This window comes from Catellatospora methionotrophica (assembly GCF_011297335.1).
GTDB classification, from domain to species: domain Bacteria; phylum Actinomycetota; class Actinomycetes; order Mycobacteriales; family Micromonosporaceae; genus Catellatospora; species Catellatospora methionotrophica.
Genome location: NZ_JAAOTJ010000003.1, coordinates 74,021 through 92,680, shown reverse-complemented (window position 1 = coordinate 92,680; position 18,660 = coordinate 74,021). Strand labels below are relative to the sequence as shown.

General features: G+C 71.8%; 10 protein-coding genes. 8 read left to right on the top strand and 2 right to left on the bottom strand.

From position 1 onward, the window contains the following. The first annotated feature begins 228 nt into the window (after positions 1-228). On the top strand, positions 229-1,038 hold the full coding sequence (locus tag HAV40_RS11135; RefSeq protein WP_166380866.1) for an alpha/beta hydrolase: 810 nt from the start codon (positions 229-231) through the stop codon (positions 1,036-1,038). 40 nt (positions 1,039-1,078) lie between these two features. Here the strand turns inward: HAV40_RS11135 and HAV40_RS11130 are convergent, their stop codons facing one another. Beyond that, positions 1,079-2,368 (bottom strand): exo-beta-N-acetylmuramidase NamZ family protein, encoded by a 1,290-nt coding sequence (locus HAV40_RS11130; protein ID WP_166380865.1) that lies wholly within the window; start codon positions 2,366-2,368, stop codon positions 1,079-1,081. Between the two features lie 10 nt (positions 2,369-2,378). Further along, a complete protein-coding gene (locus HAV40_RS11125) occupies positions 2,379-4,184 on the bottom strand; it encodes a glycoside hydrolase family 3 protein (protein ID WP_166380864.1) in 1,806 nt (601 codons plus the stop codon). 412 nt (positions 4,185-4,596) lie between these two features. Between HAV40_RS11125 and HAV40_RS11120 the strand changes: the two genes are divergently transcribed. The 7 genes from HAV40_RS11120 to HAV40_RS11090 all read left to right on the top strand — a co-directional run bounded on the left by HAV40_RS11120 (position 4,597) and on the right by HAV40_RS11090 (position 18,649). Then, on the top strand, positions 4,597-5,994 hold the full coding sequence (locus tag HAV40_RS11120; protein ID WP_166380863.1) for an alpha,alpha-trehalose-phosphate synthase (UDP-forming): 1,398 nt from the start codon (positions 4,597-4,599) through the stop codon (positions 5,992-5,994). Positions 5,995-6,713: 719 nt separating this feature from the next. Continuing rightward, on the top strand, positions 6,714-7,499 hold the full coding sequence (locus tag HAV40_RS11115; protein WP_166380862.1) for a PP2C family protein-serine/threonine phosphatase: 786 nt from the start codon (positions 6,714-6,716) through the stop codon (positions 7,497-7,499). Continuing rightward, a complete protein-coding gene (locus tag HAV40_RS11110; protein WP_166380861.1) occupies positions 7,496-9,094 on the top strand; it encodes an FHA domain-containing protein in 1,599 nt (532 codons plus the stop codon). The genes HAV40_RS11115 and HAV40_RS11110 overlap by 4 nt, the downstream gene beginning before the upstream one ends. Beyond that, complete coding sequence (locus tag HAV40_RS11105) at positions 9,091-10,623, top strand: serine/threonine-protein kinase (protein ID WP_166380860.1); 1,533 nt, start codon at positions 9,091-9,093, stop codon at positions 10,621-10,623. The genes HAV40_RS11110 and HAV40_RS11105 overlap by 4 nt, the downstream gene beginning before the upstream one ends. 6 nt (positions 10,624-10,629) lie before the next feature. After that, a complete protein-coding gene (locus HAV40_RS11100) occupies positions 10,630-11,352 on the top strand; it encodes a hypothetical protein (RefSeq protein ID WP_166380859.1) in 723 nt (240 codons plus the stop codon). Then, the gene (locus HAV40_RS11095) at positions 11,352-17,633 is read left to right on the top strand and encodes an Ig-like domain-containing protein (RefSeq protein ID WP_203671724.1); all 6,282 of its coding nucleotides are present in this window, start codon (positions 11,352-11,354) and stop codon (positions 17,631-17,633) included. Before HAV40_RS11100 ends, HAV40_RS11095 begins: the two co-directional genes overlap by 1 nt. 47 nt (positions 17,634-17,680) lie before the next feature. Beyond that, a complete protein-coding gene (locus HAV40_RS11090; RefSeq protein WP_203671722.1) occupies positions 17,681-18,649 on the top strand; it encodes an AAA family ATPase in 969 nt (322 codons plus the stop codon). Positions 18,650-18,660 lie beyond the last annotated feature (11 nt).

Genomic DNA, 18,660 nt, shown 5'->3' with positions numbered 1-18,660 from the left:
GGCACTGTAGTGGCCTGGATCCGGCCTGGGTAGAGGCCTGAAGGACAGCCCCGCGACTGACGTCGCGAGCATCTGTCACGGGCGCACGGGCTCCAGTTCACCCGGCTTTCCGGGCAGGTGAGCTGACGGCGTCCCGAGATACGCACAGGTGCCGGGCAAATCGAGTGATCAGTCGGGGATCCGCAGTATTGTCGAACCGACAGTAGTGATCATGGATGGAGTGCGACAGTGACCGGATATCCGCCGCCCGAGCCGCGGCCGACCGTGACCTACGCCGACTGCACGGTCGCCGTGGTGCCCGGTTTCCGGCCGCTGCACCTGGACCTGCATCTGCCGCCGGGCGACGGGCCGTTCCCGGTGCTGCTGTGGGTACACGGCGGCGGCTGGCTGGAGGGCAGCCGGGTGGGCCTGCCCCCACCGGTCGCCCCGCACCGCTTCCACCAGCGTTTCCTCGACCGGGGCTGGGCGGTCGCCGACGTCGACTACCGGCTCGTCCTGGAGGCTCAGTATCCGGCCCAGCTGCTCGACGTCCAGGCGGCCGTGCGGTGGCTGCGCCTGTGGGCCGAACAGCTCAGCCTCGACCCGGCCCGGTTCGCCGCGCTGGGGGAGTCGGCCGGTGGACACCTGGCCGCCATGGCCGGGCTGACCGGTTCCGGCGACACCGCGATCCAGGCCGTCGTCAACTGGTACGGGGCCGTCGACCTGCTCGCCTTCGACGACCTCGACGATCCGGCGAGCCCGCCGGCGATGCTGTTCGGCGGCCCGCCCAGCGGGCGTCGCGAGTTCGTCGCGTTCGGTAATCCGATCGACCGCGTACACCCCGGGGCGCCGCCGTTCCTCACCGTGCACGGCACCGCCGACCAGATCGTCCCGGTCGGGCAGGGCGAGGCGTTCACGCAGGCGCTGCGCGCCGCCGGGGTGCGGGCGGACCTGCTGCTGGTGCCCGGAGCCGACCACTGCTTCGAGGGGTACGACGACATCGGCGGCCTCATCGAGCGGGGCATCGACTTCCTGGACGAGGTACTGCCGGGCAAGTGAACGGGGGCGCCCGGAGCACCCGGGCGCCCCCGTTCGCGGGTCAGTAGAGCAGGTACGGGCGGCGGCGCCGTTCGAACGCCGCCAGCTCCGCCGACCACGCGCCCACCACGTCGTCGACGTCGGCGCCCGCGTCGATCATCGTGCGCAGCCGCGGCGAGCCGGTGAGCTTGTCGACCCAGTACGGCCGCACCGGGTCGTAGGCGTCGGCCCGCCACGCGAACGCCGCGTACTTGCGCGCCTCCACGAGCATCGCGACCGCGGTGCGGATCGGGTCGTACGCGGCCCGGTCGGTCACCTTCACCTCGACGCCCGCGCACATCTTGTTCAGCAGCGGCGGGTGGTGCCCGGCGATCGTCGGCACGAAGTACGCCTCCCGGAACCGGACGCCGGGCAGGTCGCGGGCGTTGAGCCGGTCCGACCAGTGGTAGTCGAAGTCGGTGGCCAGTCCGCCGACCAGCTCGAACGGGCGGGTGGTGCCGCGGCCCTCACTGATCGAGGCGACACCTTCGAACAGGCCGGTGCCCGGGTAGGTCAGCGCCGTGTCCGGGGTGGGCATGTTCGGGCTGGGCATGACCCACGGCATGTCGGTGTCGGCGGCGAACATGTCGCGCTTCCAGTGCCTGCACGCCACCACTTCCAGCTCCACCTGGGCTCCGGCCTCGGCGGGCAGGAACTCGGCGTTGAAGAAGCGGGCGAGCTCGCCGACCGTCATGCCGTGCTGTTGGATGATCTCCTTGAGGCCGACGCCGGAGGTGAACTCCGGGGTCATCATCGGCCCGTAGGCGCGCCCGCCGATCGGGTTGGGCCGGTCGAGCACCACGTAGCGCAGGCCCAGCCGGGCGGCGGCGACCATCGAGGTGTACATGGTCCAGATGTAGGTGTAGAAACGCACCCCGACGTCCTGGATGTCGAACACGACGGTCTCGACCCCGGCCCGGGTCATCAGCTCCTCCCACTTGGCCTGGGAGGCGCCGTACGCGTCGTAGACGGTGACGCCGGTGCGGGCGTCGACGCCGGTGCCCTCGCTGCCGCCGGCCTGCGCGGAGCCGCGGAAGCCGTGCTCGGGCCCGAACGCCGCGACCAGGTTCACCCGGCCGGATTCGTGGATGAGGTCGACCAGGTGCCGGTAGTCGGCGTCGACGCCGGTCGGGTTCGACACGACGCCGACCTTCTGGCCCGCCAGGGTCGCGAACCGGTCGGCGACCAGCCGGTCGAGTCCGGTCTCCACCCGGCGGGGTTTCGGTGCGGCGTACGCGGGCTGTGAGAGCACGCCCGCGCCCAGTACGCCGGCTGCGGCGGCGGCACCGGTGATCAGGTTTCTGCGTAGCAAGGGTTTTCTCCTACCAGGTGAGGCCGTGGCCGATGGGGTAGAGCGTGGTGGCGGGGTCGGTGGCGGCGGGGATGGTCACCGGCAGCCGCCCGTGCGGCGACAGGTCGCCGTGCAGCGCCCGGACCAGGGTGTCCATCGCCGCCGGGGTGTAGGTGTAGGCGGCCAGGTAGGTGCTCACCCCGGGCAGGGCGGCGATGTCGTACGGGTCGCGCACGGCCACCACGATCACCGGTCTGCCGGTGGCGACCAGGGCGGCGACCAGTTGCTGCTGGCTGGCGCGCGGATCGCCGACCGCGGTGTCCCAGGCCTTGTTGACCAGTACGACCGTCAGATCGTGCTGGGCGGCCTGCGCTGCCGCCGCCGCGATCGCCGACGCCGACGGCAACGTCGCGGGCAGCGCGGTGGTGCGCGAGCCGCGGGCGGTGAATCCGCCGGCGAGCCGCCCGATCGGGTTGAACGCGGCGTTGTTCCACCCGGTGACCAGCACGGACCGGTCTGCTCCGGCCAGTGGCAGCAGCCCGGCGTCGTTACGGACCGCGGTGAGGGTCTGGTCGGTGACCTGCGCGACCGCCGCCAGATGCGCGGCGCTGCCGACCGAGGCGACGGCCGCGTCGGCGTCGACGTACGGCGACCCGGCCAGGCCCTGGCGGAACTTGACCGACAGGATCCGGCGCACCGACTCGTCGATGCGCTGTTCGGTCAGCTCGCCGCCGCGCACGGCGTTCAGCACCGCGTCGTAGGCCAGCTGCAGGTTCGGTGGCATGAGCAGCTGGTCGGCACCGGCTTTCAGGGCGAGTACGGGGACGCGGGCGTCGCCGTACTTCTCCCGTACCCCGGCCATGTTGAGCGCGTCGGTGACGACGACGCCCTGGAAGCCGAACTGCTCGCGCAGCACCCCGGTGATGATGGCCGGCGACAGGGTCGCCGGGTCGCCGGACGGGTCGAGCGCGGGCACCACGATGTGCGCGGTCATGATCGAGTCGATGCCCGCGGCGATGGCCGCCCGGAACGCGGGGGCGTCGATGGTTTCCCACTGCTCGCGGGTGTGGCTGATGACCGGCAGGCCGGTGTGGCTGTCGGTGGCGGTGTCGCCGTGGCCGGGGAAGTGCTTGGCCACCGACGTCACCTGCGCGCCCTGCTCGAAGCCCGCCACCTGCGCGGCGGTGAGGTCGGCGACCAGGGCCGGGTCGGCGCCGAAGGACCGGACCCCGATGACCGGGTTGGCGGGGTTGACGTTGACGTCGGCGACCGGCGCGTACGGCTGGCGGATGCCGACCGCGCCGAGCTCGCGTCCGGTGATCTCGGCGGCCAGGCGCGCGGCGGCGGGCGAGCGGGCCGCGCCCAGCGCCATCGAGCCCGGGAACTGGGCCGAGGGTGCGGGCATCCGCTGCACCAGGCCCTGTTCCTGGTCGGTGGAGATGAGTAGCGGCACGTCGTCCTTGCCGCCTTCGCCGAGCGCGGCGGTCTGCAGGCCGTTGGACAGGGTCGCGATCTGCCGGACGTTGTCGAGGTTGTGCGACCAGGCGAAGTAGACGACGCCGCCGAGGTGGAAGCGGTCGACGACCTGCGCGGGGGTCTCCACGCCGAAAGCCGCCAGGTTCGCGCTGCGGTCGGCGGCCGAGGGGCTGGTGGCGTCGGAGCCGTAGACGTAGGTGGAGAAGAGCTGGCCGACCTTCTGCTCAAGACTCATGTGCCGCAGGGTCGAGGTCACCCAGCCGTGTTCGGCGGCTGGTGGGGGAGCCGGCCGCGCCGCGGCGGGGGAGGGAGCGGACCACACTGTCGCCAGGGCTGCGACGGCGGCGACGAAACGTTTCATCGACGGCCTCCAGGGAGAGTTGTTCGACTATGTGAAAGTTAGCTACATATAAGTAGAGGGTCAAGAAGCTAATCTTCATCATCGCGGTACGGGCTTCCGTGCGGCATGTGCGGACAGTGAGGGCCCCGGTGGCTTCCGCTCGGGTCACGATCGGCGCGGCGGTCGCCGGTGCGACAGTGTTCTCGCACGTGCGAGCTGCGCTTCGAGACGATCCACTGTGTACCGCGCCCATGGGACGGCTATGGATCGAGGCGTGGGTCGCGGTTACTGTGTGGAGACTGGCACGAACGAAGGATTTGCGTTCTGTAATCGCGGCGTAACTTTGGGTTGGTACAAGTTCGCTTGACTGTCAATGCCGCACAACAGCACCAACCGTTCTCATGTCAGCGAAAGCGTGGAAAGGGAGCACCCGATGCGGGACGCCTCGCTAGTCGTGGTCGCCAGCCGTCTGCCCATCAACGACGCCGCCGCCTCCGAAGGAGTCTTCGAATGGCGGCGCAGCCCCGGTGGCCTGGGTGAAGCACTGCACCCCGTCCTGGTCAACACCCCGGCCACCTGGATCGGCTGGGCCGAGAAGACCGGCCCCACCGCGCCGCTGCCCGACGTCGACGGCGTACACCTCATCCCCGTCGAGCTGTCCGAGGACGACGTCCACGACCACTACGAAGGCTTCGCCAACTCGACCCTGTGGCCGCTCTACCACGACGCCGTAGAACCCGCCGTGCACCACCGCCGCTGGTGGGAGGCATACCAGCGGGTCAACCAGCGCTACGCCGACCAGGCCGCCCGGGTCGCCGCCCACGGCGCGGTCGTCTGGGTACAGGACTACCACCTGCAACTCGTACCCGCGATGCTCCGCGCACAGCGCCCCGACCTGCGGATCGGCTTCTTCCTGCACGTCCCGTTCCCGCCCCCGGAGCTGTTCATGCAGCTGCCGCGCCGCGCCGAACTGCTACACGGCATGCTCGGCGCCGACCTGATCGGATTCCAGCGCATCCAGGCCGTACACAACTTCCACCAGCTCGCCGCCAAGGTGCTCGGCGCGAACGCCGACGAGCACGGCGTCACCGTCGACGGCCACGTCACCCGCACCGGCGCGTTCCCGGTGTCCATTGACACCGCCGAGATGGAGGCCCTGGCCAGCCTCGACGAGGTCGTCGAGAAGGCCGCCAAGCTGCGCGCCGACCTGGGCAGCCCGCAGCGGGTGATCCTCAGCGTGGACCGGCTCGACTACACCAAGGGCATCGAGCACCGGCTCAAGGCATACCGCGAACTGCTGGCCGACGGCCGGCTCAAAGCCTCCGAGACGGTGCTGGTGCAGGTCGCGATCCCGAGCCGGGAACGGGTCGAGCAGTACCGGCTGCTGCGCGACCGGGTCGAACGGGAGGTCGGCCGGATCAACGGCGACTTCGGCCGCCTGGGCGTCGCCCCCGTGCACTACCTGAGCCAGGTCTTCGACCGCACCGAACTGGCCGCGCTGTACCGTGCCGCCGACGTCATGGCCGTCACCCCGCTACGCGACGGCATGAACCTGGTCGCCAAGGAGTACGTCGCGGCCCGGGTCGACGGGTGCGGCGCGCTGCTGCTCAGCGAGTTCGCGGGCGCGGCCGCGGAGCTGACGCAGGCGTACCTGGTCAACCCGCACGACGTGGAAGGGCTCAAGGACACCCTCGTCGAGGCGCTGGAGGCCGACGCGTCCGAGCCGAGCCCGCAGATGGCGGCCATGCGCGCACACGTACGCGAGCACGACATCCAGGCCTGGGCCCGGTCATACCTGACCGCACTGGAAGCGGCCTGCGCCGAGCGGTGACAGCGCGATAGATGACAGGCCCCGTCGCGAAATGCGGCGGGGCTCGTTTATTGCCGTGGCGGTACGGGCGCGCGAATTACTCTCGCATTCAGCCGGTCGCCGATCGGCAGTGGCCCGATGGTCGATGCCGGCGGCGAATGACGCGAACACGCCTCGCGTATGCGCCTGCCCGACGGCCCCTCGGCCTATCGTGAATGATCATGCCAATGCGGTTTCACTGGCCGTGGCGCGGCGGTGCCCGACCGTGTCGGCCCATGGCGGTTCAGCCGTGTCGGCATTAGACGACGCCGAAACGCCTTCTCTGGTGTCCGGTATGGATTCCCATCACAGCCCCGACGACCTGGCGTTCGAGAGTCGGACCGACATCTGCTGGGAAGGCCGATTGACATCATCCGGAAGAACGGGATCGCTTTCGTTCGACTGGTGATCGACTATCCAATGTCGTCGAATACCCGGTCGTCTCAGGCTACCCAGGGATGCCGGTCGGCCATAACGAAACGTATTCACTCGGAAGCATGTTGTGCGCCCCATGGTGCTGCGCAAGACTGCGCCATGGCGTCAATCGACCGGCTGCATAAGGCCCGCCGGTAATCGATCGCCGCACAGCACACGGTCACCGGTATGCGTACCGGGCCGTTCGGTTCATCGGTCGGCCAGGAGGTGGGCAACGTGCATGACTCCCGCCCTCGGCCTCGGTACAAGGTCCGGAGTGACGCCAGATGATCTCGGTGCGGGTGGGCACGGCCACGGACTGCGGCAACGTCCGCCGGATCAACGAGGACGCGTCCTTCACCAGCAGCCACCTGTTCGCCGTCGCCGACGGCATGGGCGGACACGCGGCCGGCGACGTGGCGAGCGCGATCGCCGTGGCCCGCCTGGCCCGGCTCGCCCAGCGTGCGCATCTGCAACCAGGCGACGTACGCACCGAGGTGACCGAGTGCAACCGCGAGATCCTCGCCGCGGCCGCCGCCGACCAGACACGTTCGGGCATGGGCACCACCCTCGCGGGCGTCGGCGTCACCCGCCTGGGCGGCACCGACCACTGGGTCGTCTTCAACGTCGGCGACTCCCGCGTCTACCGGTTCACCGACGGCAGCCTGGTGCAGGTGACGGTCGACCACTCGGAAGTGGCCGAACTGGTCGCCGCGGGCACCATCCGGGCCGACGAGGCCCACCTGCACCCCAAACGCAACGTCATCACGCGCGTACTGGGCATGCGCCCCGACCCGGCACCTGACCTGTGGGTCTTCCCGCTGACCCCCGGCGAACGGTTCGTCATCTGCACCGACGGGCTGTCGAGCGAGCTGACCGACGACCAGATCGCCCGCGTGCTGTACGCCGAGCCGACCGCGCCGTCGGCCGCACAGCAACTCGTCGCGCAGGCCGTCGCGGCGGGCGGGCGGGACAACGTGACCGTCGTTGTCGTCGACCACCTGATCGCCGCAGCCGACGGTCTGGACGAGGACACGCTGCAGCGTTCGCGGGCGACCGGGGCAACGGCATGAGCGGGCCCGAGTCGGTCGCCACGCGGTACACGCCAGGTCCCTGGGTCGGCATGGCCACCGCCCGGATGTGGCTCATCGCCGACCTCGACCAGCACGACCCCGTCGTCACCACCTGCTGGGAGCTGGTCAGCGCGACGGCGACAGTCGACCAGGTGCTCGCGGTGCTCAGCCGGCAGCGTCCGACCCACGTGCCCAACGTCGCGGTCGCCCGTCGCGGCGACGCGGGCACGGAGATCGTCGTGCTCGGCCAGGCGCAGGCCGACGTCACCGGCGACGCCAGTGCCGAGTCCGAGGTGCTCCAGCTGCGGGCCGGTCACGGGCAGGTCGCCGACGCGACGGTCGAGTCGTTCCAGGCGATCAGTCTCCGGCTCGCCGGGCACGCACCGCACGGCGAGGAGTCGACGGTGTCGCTCTCGCTGGTCAGCGGAGTGGTTCCCGCCGCCGTGATCACCGTCGACGCCGTCAGCGGCACGGCGCTGGTGCCGGCACCCGTGGCCACGGCGATGGAGTCCGCACCCGCCGACCCACCGGTCCAGGCGTCGGCCCCGGCCGCCCTCCCGATCGAAGTGTCCTATCCCGGCGGCCTCTCGGCGGCGGAACCCGAACCAGCCGCCGGGGCGGTGCCGGAACCCGGACCAGCCCCCATGACGGTGCCGGAGTCCGAGCCGGGTGGGCGTTTCGACGCCTTCTTCGGTAAGACCGTGCACTCCACAGCCGAACAGGCACAGGCCGAAGCGGTGCCCGACGAGTGGATGGCAGGGATGCGCCCGCCCGGCGGCCCCCTGCCCGACGCGACACTGCTCCCGCCGCACACCACCGGCGACCAGTGGCAACCAGAACAGCACCGCGTCGTGGAGCACCGCGCCGTGCAGACGCCGTACCGCCAGCCGGCTCCCGCCGCGACACCCGCCGTCGGAGCCGACCTGTTCGCGGACGTCTCCTGGGCCGACATCACCGACGAGCCCCGCCCGAGCGACGACCCGTACCCGATACACCCCGCAGGCCCGGCCGGTGTCGCGCGGCCCATGGCGGCGATGCCGCAATTCGTCGCGCCGAGCGCACCGGCGACCGGGGGCATCGACCCCGAGCTGCTGTCGACCACCCGCCGCGCACCGAGCACGCCGCCGCCGACCGGACCCATGGTCGTCACCGTCAGCTGCGGCCTGAGCCACCTGAACCCCCCGTCGGCCATGCACTGCCGGATCTGTGGCGGCGCCATCGCGTCGCAGACACCGCAGTCCAGGCCGCGGCCCCGGCTCGGCGTGCTGCGGCTGTCCACCGGAGAGGTGGTGTCGCTGGACCGGGGAGTGATCGTCGGCCGCGCTCCGGGTGCGCCTGACGACTTCGGCCCCGAAGCGCCGTACCGCATCCAGCTGCCCAGCCCCGACGCCAGCATCTCGCGCCGGCACGTCGAGGTGGTCCTGCAGGGCTGGACGGTCACCGTGGTCGACCTCCAGTCGACGAACGGCACCCAGCTCGCCGCGCCGGGCGGCGTCGCCGAGCAGCTGCCGCCGGGCGGCCGCCGGACCATCGACGACGGCTGGCGGGTGAACCTGGACGCCGCCACCTGGTTCCAGTACGAGGTGATCGAATGAGCGCGACACCCCCGCCGCCGCAGCTGCCCGGTTTCGCCTACGTCGGGCCCGTCGACGGCGGCGACGGCGGCTACGCCAAGGTCTTCCGGTACGAGCAGCAGTCGCCGCGCCGCATGGTCGCCGTCAAGGTGCTGCGTGTCCAGGGCATCGGCGAGGCGCACTACCAGGCGATGCTGGACGAGGCCACCGCGATGGCGGTGCTGGAGACCCACCCGCACATGGTCCCGGTGTTCGAGGCGAAGATGTCCACCGACGGCCAGCCCTGCATCATCATGATGTACTGCGGCGGACCCAACCTGCTGACCCTGGTCACCGACCGGGACAGCCCGAGCGGCCGCCCGCGCCTGCTCGGCGTACGCCGGGTCATCCGGCTCGGGATCCAGATCGCCGGGGTCGTCCAGGCGGCACACGACAAGGGCATCGTGCACCGCGACATCAAGCCCGCCAACATCCTCACCGACGACCGCGGCAGCCCCCGGCTGACCGACTTCGGCATCGCCGGCCGCCTCGACGGCGCCGACGACGACCAGCAGTTCGGGCTGTCGCTGCCCTGGTGCCCGCCGGAGATCCTCGCCGGACGGCCGGCCACCGCAGCCTCGGACACGTTCTCCCTCGGCGCGACGCTGTGGCACCTGCTCGTGGGGCGCTCACCCTTCGACGTGCCGGGCCGCAACTCGCAGGCGGAACTGGAGGCGCGCATCGCCGACCCGTGCCCCGCGCCGCTCGGCCGCTCCGACGTGCCGCCGCAGCTCGAACAGCTCCTGGCACGGATGATGGCCAAAGCGCCGTCCGCGCGGCCCCGTACGGCCGCCGAGGTCGCCGTCGCGCTCACCGCGATCGAGCAGAGGATCGGCGCCCCGCGCCCCGACGAACCGTGGCACACCGGCGACCCGCGTCCGATGACTCCGTCCGTCACGCCCGAACTCGTCCGCACCGCCGGCCGGGCCACACCGTCGCCGCCGCTCCGCGCGGTCCCGGTGCCGCCTGCCGGGTCGCCGCCCGAGGACCCCATCGCGATCCTGGTGCCCGTCGCGACCGAGCTGAAGCGGCGCGAACGCCAGCCCGACCCGATCCCGGCCGCGCCCGCCGCGCCTGCCGCGTCGCGTACCGCCCGGTGGGCCTGGCTCGCCGGGGTCGCCATAGTCGCGGTGGCCGCGGCCGGGCTGCTGCTCGTCGACCGCGACCCGACGCCGCCCACGACACCGGCTGCCGTCGACGAGACCACCGGTGGCGCCGACGGCGGGGGCGCGGGCAGCCAGGGCGACAGCCTGCCACCGGGCAAGCCGGAGATCACGGCCGTCCGCGTCGACGACCGCACGCTGCGTTTCACCTGGACCTACTCGGCCCCGCTGGACAGCGACACCTACCTGTGGCGCGTGGTGGCCAGCGAACAGTCCAAGCCGGTGACCGAACCGGCCGTCGACGTGCCCAGCCCGCGCGGCACCGAGGTCTGCATCGTGGTCAAGGTCGTGCGCGCCGACGGCAGCAACGGCACCGTCGCCTGGTCGGACCAGGGCTGCGGGAGCTGACCGCCGATGTCGACCACCGCCACCGTCGAATTCTGCGGCCAGACCTACCCCGTCGCGCCGGGAGAGCCGTTCATCATCGGCCGCGACGGACCCCTCGCCATCGACGACAACCCCTACCTGCACCGAGCCTTCCTGCAGATCAGCGACCAGAACTCGATGTGGTGGCTGACCAACGTCGGATCGCTGCTGACCGCCACCGTCGCCGACGAGCACGGCATGATGCAGGCCTGGCTCGCGCCCGGCGCGTGGCTGCCCCTGGTATTCGAACGCAGCGTCGTCTGGTTCACCGCCGGCTCCACCACCTACGAGGTCGACGTCGCCCTCGCCGATCCGCCGTTCACGCCGCTGGCCGCCGGGCACGCCGGGCAGGCCAGCCCGGCCACGATCGGCCGGACGGTCTTCACCACCGACCAGAAGCGGCTCATCCTCGCCCTGTGCGAACCGACGCTGCGACGCGGCGTACGCGGCTCAGGCTCGGTGCCGACGTCGGCGCAGGCGGCGGCCCGGCTCGGCTGGGCGCTGACCCGCTTCAACCGCAAGCTCGACAACGTCTGCGACAAGCTCGCCCGCGTCGGCATCCGCGGCCTGCACGGTGAACCCGGACGCCTCGCCGTCAACCGCCGCGCCCGGCTCGTCGAGTACGCCCTGGCCGCCCGCCTGGTGCAGCGGGCCGACCTCGAACTTCTGGACCATCCCGGCGTATGCCCGACAGACAAGGACGACCAGTGATGGCCCGGTCCCACCGAGCAGACCCCCACGCCCTACGCCGTGGCCGCACGCCCCGGCTCCGCACCCGTGGCCGCTGGCCGTCGCTGGTGTCCACCGTCGTGCTCGTGGCCGGGCTCGCCGCACTGGTGCTGTCGGCCATCCACGCCGAAGGCTTCCCGGTGCGCCACGTCGAACTCAACGACGGCGGCATCTGGGTGACCAGTGACAAGGACGGCCTGTTCGGCCGCCTCAACCGCCCCGCGGCCTCGCTCGACGCGGTGTTCTACCCACCCGGCGGGGCCCACCCGACCTACGCGCTGGACGTGCTGCAGGACGGCTCGGCCGTGGTGGCCTGGGACCGCACCGAAGGCAAGGTCTTCCCGGTCGACGTCGCGCGCGGCGTCACCGTCGGCTCGCAGGGCCTGCCCGTCCCCGCCGGCTACCAGGCGCAGCTGCTGGGCGGCACGCTCGCCGTGCTCGACCCCGCCACCGGCAAGGTCTGGGCCACCCGCGTGGACCAGGCCAGGAGCCTGACCGGATTCCGGGGGCTGGACTTCGAGCAGCCCCCGCTGGCGACGGCCGACGTGGGAACGCCCGGTGAGGCAGGCACCATCCGGTCGGCACTGGCGGTCGGCGTCGACGGGACCATCCACCTCGCCTCCGTCACCGGCCACACCACCGTCGTCCACCCGGCGGGCTCGGGTTTCGGCGCGGCCGAGGCAGGCGAGCTCGGCTGGTCGCCGACCGAGGTCGCCGTCACCGCGGTCGGCGACCGGATGGTCGTGTTCGACCCGGCGAGCGGCCGCGTCGCGGTGCCCGGCGCCGCCCCGGTGACCCTCGCGGGCGTCGGGACCTCCGCCGAGGCCACCCGGCCGGTGCTGCAGCGGCCGAGCCAGCCGCTGCCCGGCGCGGCCAGTGTGCTCATCGCGACCTCGGCCGGGCTGGTCTCGGTGGCACTCGACGGCGGCCGGATGTCCACCCTTTTCGACGCCATGACGGGCACCCCGACCGCACCGGTGCGGATGGGCGGCTGCGTCCACGCCGCCTGGGCCGGCACGAGCGGAGGCTACGCCCGTGGCTGCGACGGCGGCGAGGTCAAGAAAGGCGACCTGGAGCACGCGCAGGTCCTGCAGCGGCCGGTGTTCCGGGCCAACCGGGGCGTCGTCGTGCTCAACGACCTGCGCAACGGCGCGACCTGGGATCTGATCGACCAGCAGCGGATGGACAACTGGGCGCTGGTCAAGCCGCCTCCGGTCGCGGACCCGTCGAAGGAGAAGCGCACCGACCCCGACCGGCAGGTCCTGCGCGACCAGCCGCCCAAGGCGGTCGACGACGTGCTCGGCGCGCGCCCCGGCCGGACCACGCTGCTGCACGTACTCGACAACGACTCCGACCCGGCCGGCAGCATCCTGTCGATCTCGGCGGTCAGCGCCACCGACGTCGCCACGGCGAAGGTCTCGATCTCACCCGACGGCCAGACCGTCGCCATCACCGTCACCGAACCCGGCGGGCCGGTGCACTTCACCTACACCGTCGACGACGGCCGCAATTCCAAGCAGGCCGCGGTCACGGTGAAGGTGCGCACGGCCGACGAGAACGAGACACCGAAACTGCGCCCCCAGTTCGTGGCCCCCCGCTGGTCGGTGCCCTCGGGCGGGCGCCTGGCCATGCCGCTGCTGGCGGACTGGCGCGACTTCGACGGCGACCCCATGGTCCTCACCGACGCCAAGGCCACCCGCGGCTCGGTGACCACCCGCACCAACGGATTCCTCGACTACCTCGCCCCGCCGGCCGGTGGCACGTACCGCGTCAGCTACGGCGTATCCGACGGCATGGGCACGCCGACGCCCGCGAACATCGACGTGACCGTGCTCGCCCCGACCGCCACCACCACGGTCGCCCCGACCGCCCTGCCCGATGTGGCGCGCGGGCAGGTCGGCCAGCCGATCGTCATCCGCCCGCTGGAGAACGACGTGCCCGGCGCGGACCCGAGCGCTCCCGCCGCGAAACTGGCCCTGGCTGGAGACGTCGGTGGCCAGGCCGACGCGATCGTGGTCACGAACCTGGCGACCGGCACCGTCGTGGTCACCGCCACCAAGCCGGGCCCGTACCAGCTGACCTACCGTGCGGCGTTCGGCAACGCGCCGTTCAGCGACAACGGCATGATCCGGGTCGACGTCCTGCCGGTGCCGAAGTCACCCGCCGCACCGGTCGCGATGCCGGACACCTCGGTCCTGCACGGGCAGCTCCCGGCCACCGTGGACGTGCTGGCCAACGACTTCGACCAGGCCGGTGGCGTACTGGCGGTGCTGCACGCCGCACCCGCGCCGAAGGGCCCGAAACTGCAGGTCACCGTCATCGAGGGGCAGTGGCTGCGGATCAGCGCCCTGGAGGCGGCCCGCACCAGCACCCGCCAGGTCGTCCGCTACACCGTCGACAACGGGCTGACGGCCCCCGTCACCGGTGAGGTCAGCGTCACCCTGCTGCCGGACGCGGCCGACACGACGCCGGTGCCCGCCGACGACGTCGCCACCGTGCGCTCCGGTGACACGGTCACCGTCGCCGTGCTCGACAACGACACCAACGCCGGCGGCGCGCCGATGATGCTTGCCGCCAACGTGCTCGACGCCCCGGCACCCGGTCAGCTCGTGGCCAGGGCGCCCGGCGCGCAGGACCCCGGAGCGGCCTACGTGACCGGCAACCTGGTCCGCTACACCGCGCCCGCGGTGACCATCGCGCAGCCGGTGACCGTCGACTACGTCGTACAGAACGCCGCAGGTGACACGGCCGTCGGCCACCTGAAGATCACGGTCACGCCGCCGCCCGGCGACAAGTTCGCCAACCGCCCGCCGGCCCCGGTCCCGGTGGAGGCCAGGGCCGTCGCCGGCCAGACCGTCACCATCACGATCCCGACGACGGGCGTCGACATCGACGGCGACCCGGTGGCCGTGTCCGGCATCGCGACCGCGCCGACGCAGGGCCGCATCATCGCCGCGAACGCCACCTCGATCGCGTACCAGGCGTTTCCGACCAGCGCCGGCACCGATTCGTTCAGCTACCTCGTGACGGACCGCTTCGGCGCGGTCGGGCGGGCGGGTATCCGCGTCGGCATCACCCCGCCGGGTTCACCGCAGCCGCCCGTCGCCGTCGACGACCTGGTCACCGCCGCGCCCGGCGCGCAGCTGCAGCTCGACGTGCTCGCCAACGACCTGCACGCGCCAGGCGACGCGCTCACGATCCTGCCGCTGGCCGACCGTAACCCGCAGCTGCCGCCGGGGGCGAAACTGTCCGGCCCGCGCGGCCCGATCGAGGTGACCGCGCCCGACGAGCCCGGCAAGGCGGTGGTCGTCGTCTACGCGATCACCGACGGCATCGGCGAGCCCTCGGTCGCCACGGTCACGGTCCGCAGCCAGGACGACTACAACAACCCGCCGATCGCGTACGACGCGTACGCCGATCCCGCACCCGGCGCGACCGAGGTCGAAGTGGACGTGCTCGGCCGCTGCGCCGACATCGACGGCGATCTCGCCGACCTGGTCGTCACCCGGGTCTTCGAACCGAACGCGACCTTCCTCGGGGGCCGGGTGAAACTGCAGGTCACCGGCGTGCCGCGCACTGTCGGCTACGAGGTGCGCGACGCCGACGGCGCCACCGCGGTCGGCCTGATCCACGTCTCGACGCCGGGCTCGGGCCTGCCGTACGCCAAGCCCGGCGCCAGCATCACCATCGGCAAGAACACCAGCGCCAAGATCGACATCAGTGAGTACGTGGTGTCGCCGTCCGGTAAACCGGTGCGGCTGACCACCACCGACCGCATCTGGGCGTCCCCGCCCAAGGGCCTGGTCGCCGCCAACGACGGGCAGACCGGCCTCCAGCTGACCTCCGCCGGTGACTACATCGGACCGGCGGCGCTGTCGTTCGAGGTCACCGACGGGCAGACGCTGTCCGATCCGCAGGCACGCACCGCGGTCGTGTCTATCCCGGTCCAGGTCGGCCCGGACACCCCGGTGCTGCACTGCCCGCTGGAACCGATCGAGGTCATCGAGGGCGGACCGGTCGTGACCATCGACGTGACCACCGTCTGCCACACCTGGACCGCCGATCCCAACCGGCTGCCCGAGCTGCGATACACCGCGTCGTGGAACCAGCGGGCCGACGGGATCGAACTCGGCGACAGCGGCGGCCGCGCGATCACCCTCTCCGCCGACACCGGCACCGTGCCGGGCACCACGGGCAGCATCACCGTCGGCGTGGACGGCACCGAGGCGGTTCCCGCGACGCTGCACGTCAAGGTGATCCCGGCAGCCCCGGCGTCGTTCAGCCCGGCCGAGATCCCCGCCGTCAAGGCCGGAGACACCGCCACCGTCGAGGTGACCGGCTACGTGCGCTCGGTGCTGCGGCAACCGGCGGTGTCGGTCGTCGCCGTGGAGCAGACCAAGGGCATGGCGGCCAAGGCGTCGTTCGACGGCGCGAAGGTCGTGATCACCCCGGCCGCCGAGTCGCACGGCGACATGGTCTTCGCGGTGACCGTCACCGACGTCGCCGACACCGGCCGCGGCGACCGGCACGTCACCGGCCAGGTCGTCGCGCACGTGCTCGGCGTGCCCGACGCGCCCGGGACGCCGTCCTCAGGCGCGGAGGTGCTCAGCCACTCAGTCCAGCTGAGCTGGGACAAGCCCGCCAACAACGGGGCGCCGATCGACTACTACGAGGTCGCCTGGAGCGGCGGCACCCAGCAGTGCGCGGCCTCGCCGTGCCTGATCACCGGGCTGGCCAACAACGTCGGCTACGCGTTCACGGTCAAGGCGCACAACGTCGTCGGCTGGTCCAAGCCCAGCGCACGTTCGGCCGAGATCCGGCCCGACGCCGCACCCGGCGCGGTGACCGGGCTGAGCGCGTCGAACCCGCAGGACCACACGCTCACGCTGACCTGGCAGCCGGCGACCACCGACGGCTCGCGGGTCAAGAGGTACGACATCACCTGGAGCGGCGGCGGACGCGGATCGGCGACCGGCACCACCTTCAACCCGCCCGGCCTGGACAACGACCTGCAGTACACGTTCACCGTCATCGCGGTCAACGACAAGGGCCCAGGACCGGGCACCCAGGTCAGAGGCCAGTCGGCCGGTGCGCCCGCCGCCCCCTCGGCACCGGACTTCGCCTCGCTGACCTCAGCCGACCGCACCACCCGCGCGGTGACCGTGTCATGGAACGCGGTCGGCCCGAACGGCCCCGGCCCCACCACCTACACCCTGGTGCGCCGGGGCTCGGGAACCGTGACGGTGTGCGCCGACGTGACCACGACCTCGTGCCCGGACGACGGCATCCCCAACGACGGCACGATCTACACCTACACGGTGGTGGCCGCCAACGCGGCCGCCGCCGGCGGGCCCGGCCACACCTCCCCGCCCAGCGCCGGGGCGAGCATGGAGGCGACCGCGACCCCCGACCCGATCACCGACTACACCATCGCGGCGACCGGCACCGACGGGCAGGCGCAGCTGTCGTTCGACGTGCCGGCCTCGCACGGCGCCAGCTCGACCGTGACGTGCACCTGGAGCGGCGGCAACTGCGGCTCCTGGAGCTATCCCGTCGGCGGCCAGTCCGGCGTGGTGCGCACCGTCGGCGGTCTGAACAACGGCCAGAACACCACTGTCAGCCTGCAGGTCTGCAACGGCAGCAGCGGCGGCGCGGGAGCGGGGACCCCGTGCAACACGGCGGTCGGCCGCAACGTGACGACCTACGGGAACATGAACAGCCTGACCATCAACACGTCGGTCAACGGCACGGTCGTGAACTTCACGGTCGCGGTCAACCCCAACGGCAAACCCGCCACGGTACGGGTGCAGTCCAGGGTCCGCGACACCACCTTCACCACCGGGGTCGGCGCGGGCAGCTGGAGTTACAGCGACGACGTCGGCTACAGCACCACCGACAACATCACGGTGACCGTCTCCGACTCCGGCCGCCCGACCCTGACCCAGTCGGCCAGCGCCACCACCCCGCCGCCCCCGCCGACGGTCGGTGTCTCGGTCGGTGCCGCCTGCGGGCCCAGCACCGGGACAGCCTGCGCGGGAACCGGCACGTGTTCCGGCACCTGCTACTACATCACGGTCACTACGGCGAACTTCTCCGGCAACCAGACCTGCACCTTCAACAGCAGCCTGGGCTCTGACGGGTTCGTGACGATGAGTATCGGCCCCAACCAGACCAAACAGTCCGGCAACTGGTTCGGAGGGCACGGCGGCTGGGCTACCGCCACCTGCGGTGGTGTCACCGGACGCCGTGACAACTGGCCGTGACCGGCTCCGAACCCGACCATCCCGACCCTCACAAGGAGGCAGGCACCATGCCAGTGACACAGGAGCAGGCGTACCGGTTCCAGGCGACCTTCGACGGACTGTGCGCCAACATCAACGCCGCGATCCTGGGCAAGGACCACGTGGTACGGCTGGCGCTGACGTGCCTGCTGTCCGAGGGGCACCTGCTGCTGGAGGACTGCCCCGGCACCGGCAAGACCTCGCTGGCCCGCGCCCTGGCCAACACGATCGCCGGCACCCAGGCACGCATCCAGTTCACCCCCGACCTGCTGCCCTCCGACGTCACCGGAGTGCAGGTCTTCGACCAGAACACCGGGCAGTTCGACTTCCACCCCGGCCCGATCTTCCACTCGATCGTGCTCGCCGACGAGATCAACCGCGCGTCGCCCAAGACCCAGTCCGCCCTGCTGGAGGTCATGGAGGAGGGCCGCGTGACCGTCGACGGCAAGCCGCGAGAGGTCGGCAAACCGTTCATGGTCATCGCGACGCAGAACCCGATCGAGCAGGGCGGCACCTACCCGCTGCCCGAAGCCCAGCTCGACCGGTTCCTCATGAAGACGAGCCTGGGCTACCCCGACCACGAGGCGATGGTCGCGCTGATGCAGGACGCCGCCCGGCGCGACCGGGCCGGGCACGTGCAGGCGGTGATGCCCGCGGCCAACATCGCCCCGCTCAGCCGCCTGGCCGACCACATGACCGTGCGACCCGAGGTCCTCGGCTACGTCAGTGAACTCGCCACCGCCACCCGCCAGCACCCGCACGTCAAGCTCGGCGTGTCCGCCCGCGGCTGCCTGGCCTACGTCCGGTGCGCCAAGACCTGGGCGATCTCGCAGGGCCGCACGTCGGTGACCCCCGACGACATCCGCACCCTGGCCAAACCGATCCTCAGCCACCGCGTGCTGGTCAACGACGAAGCGGTCTTCGACGGCGTGACCGTCGACGCGGTGCTGCGCGAGATCTTCACCCAGGTGCCCGTACCCCTGGTCCGCGCGGCGTGATCCGGCTCGGC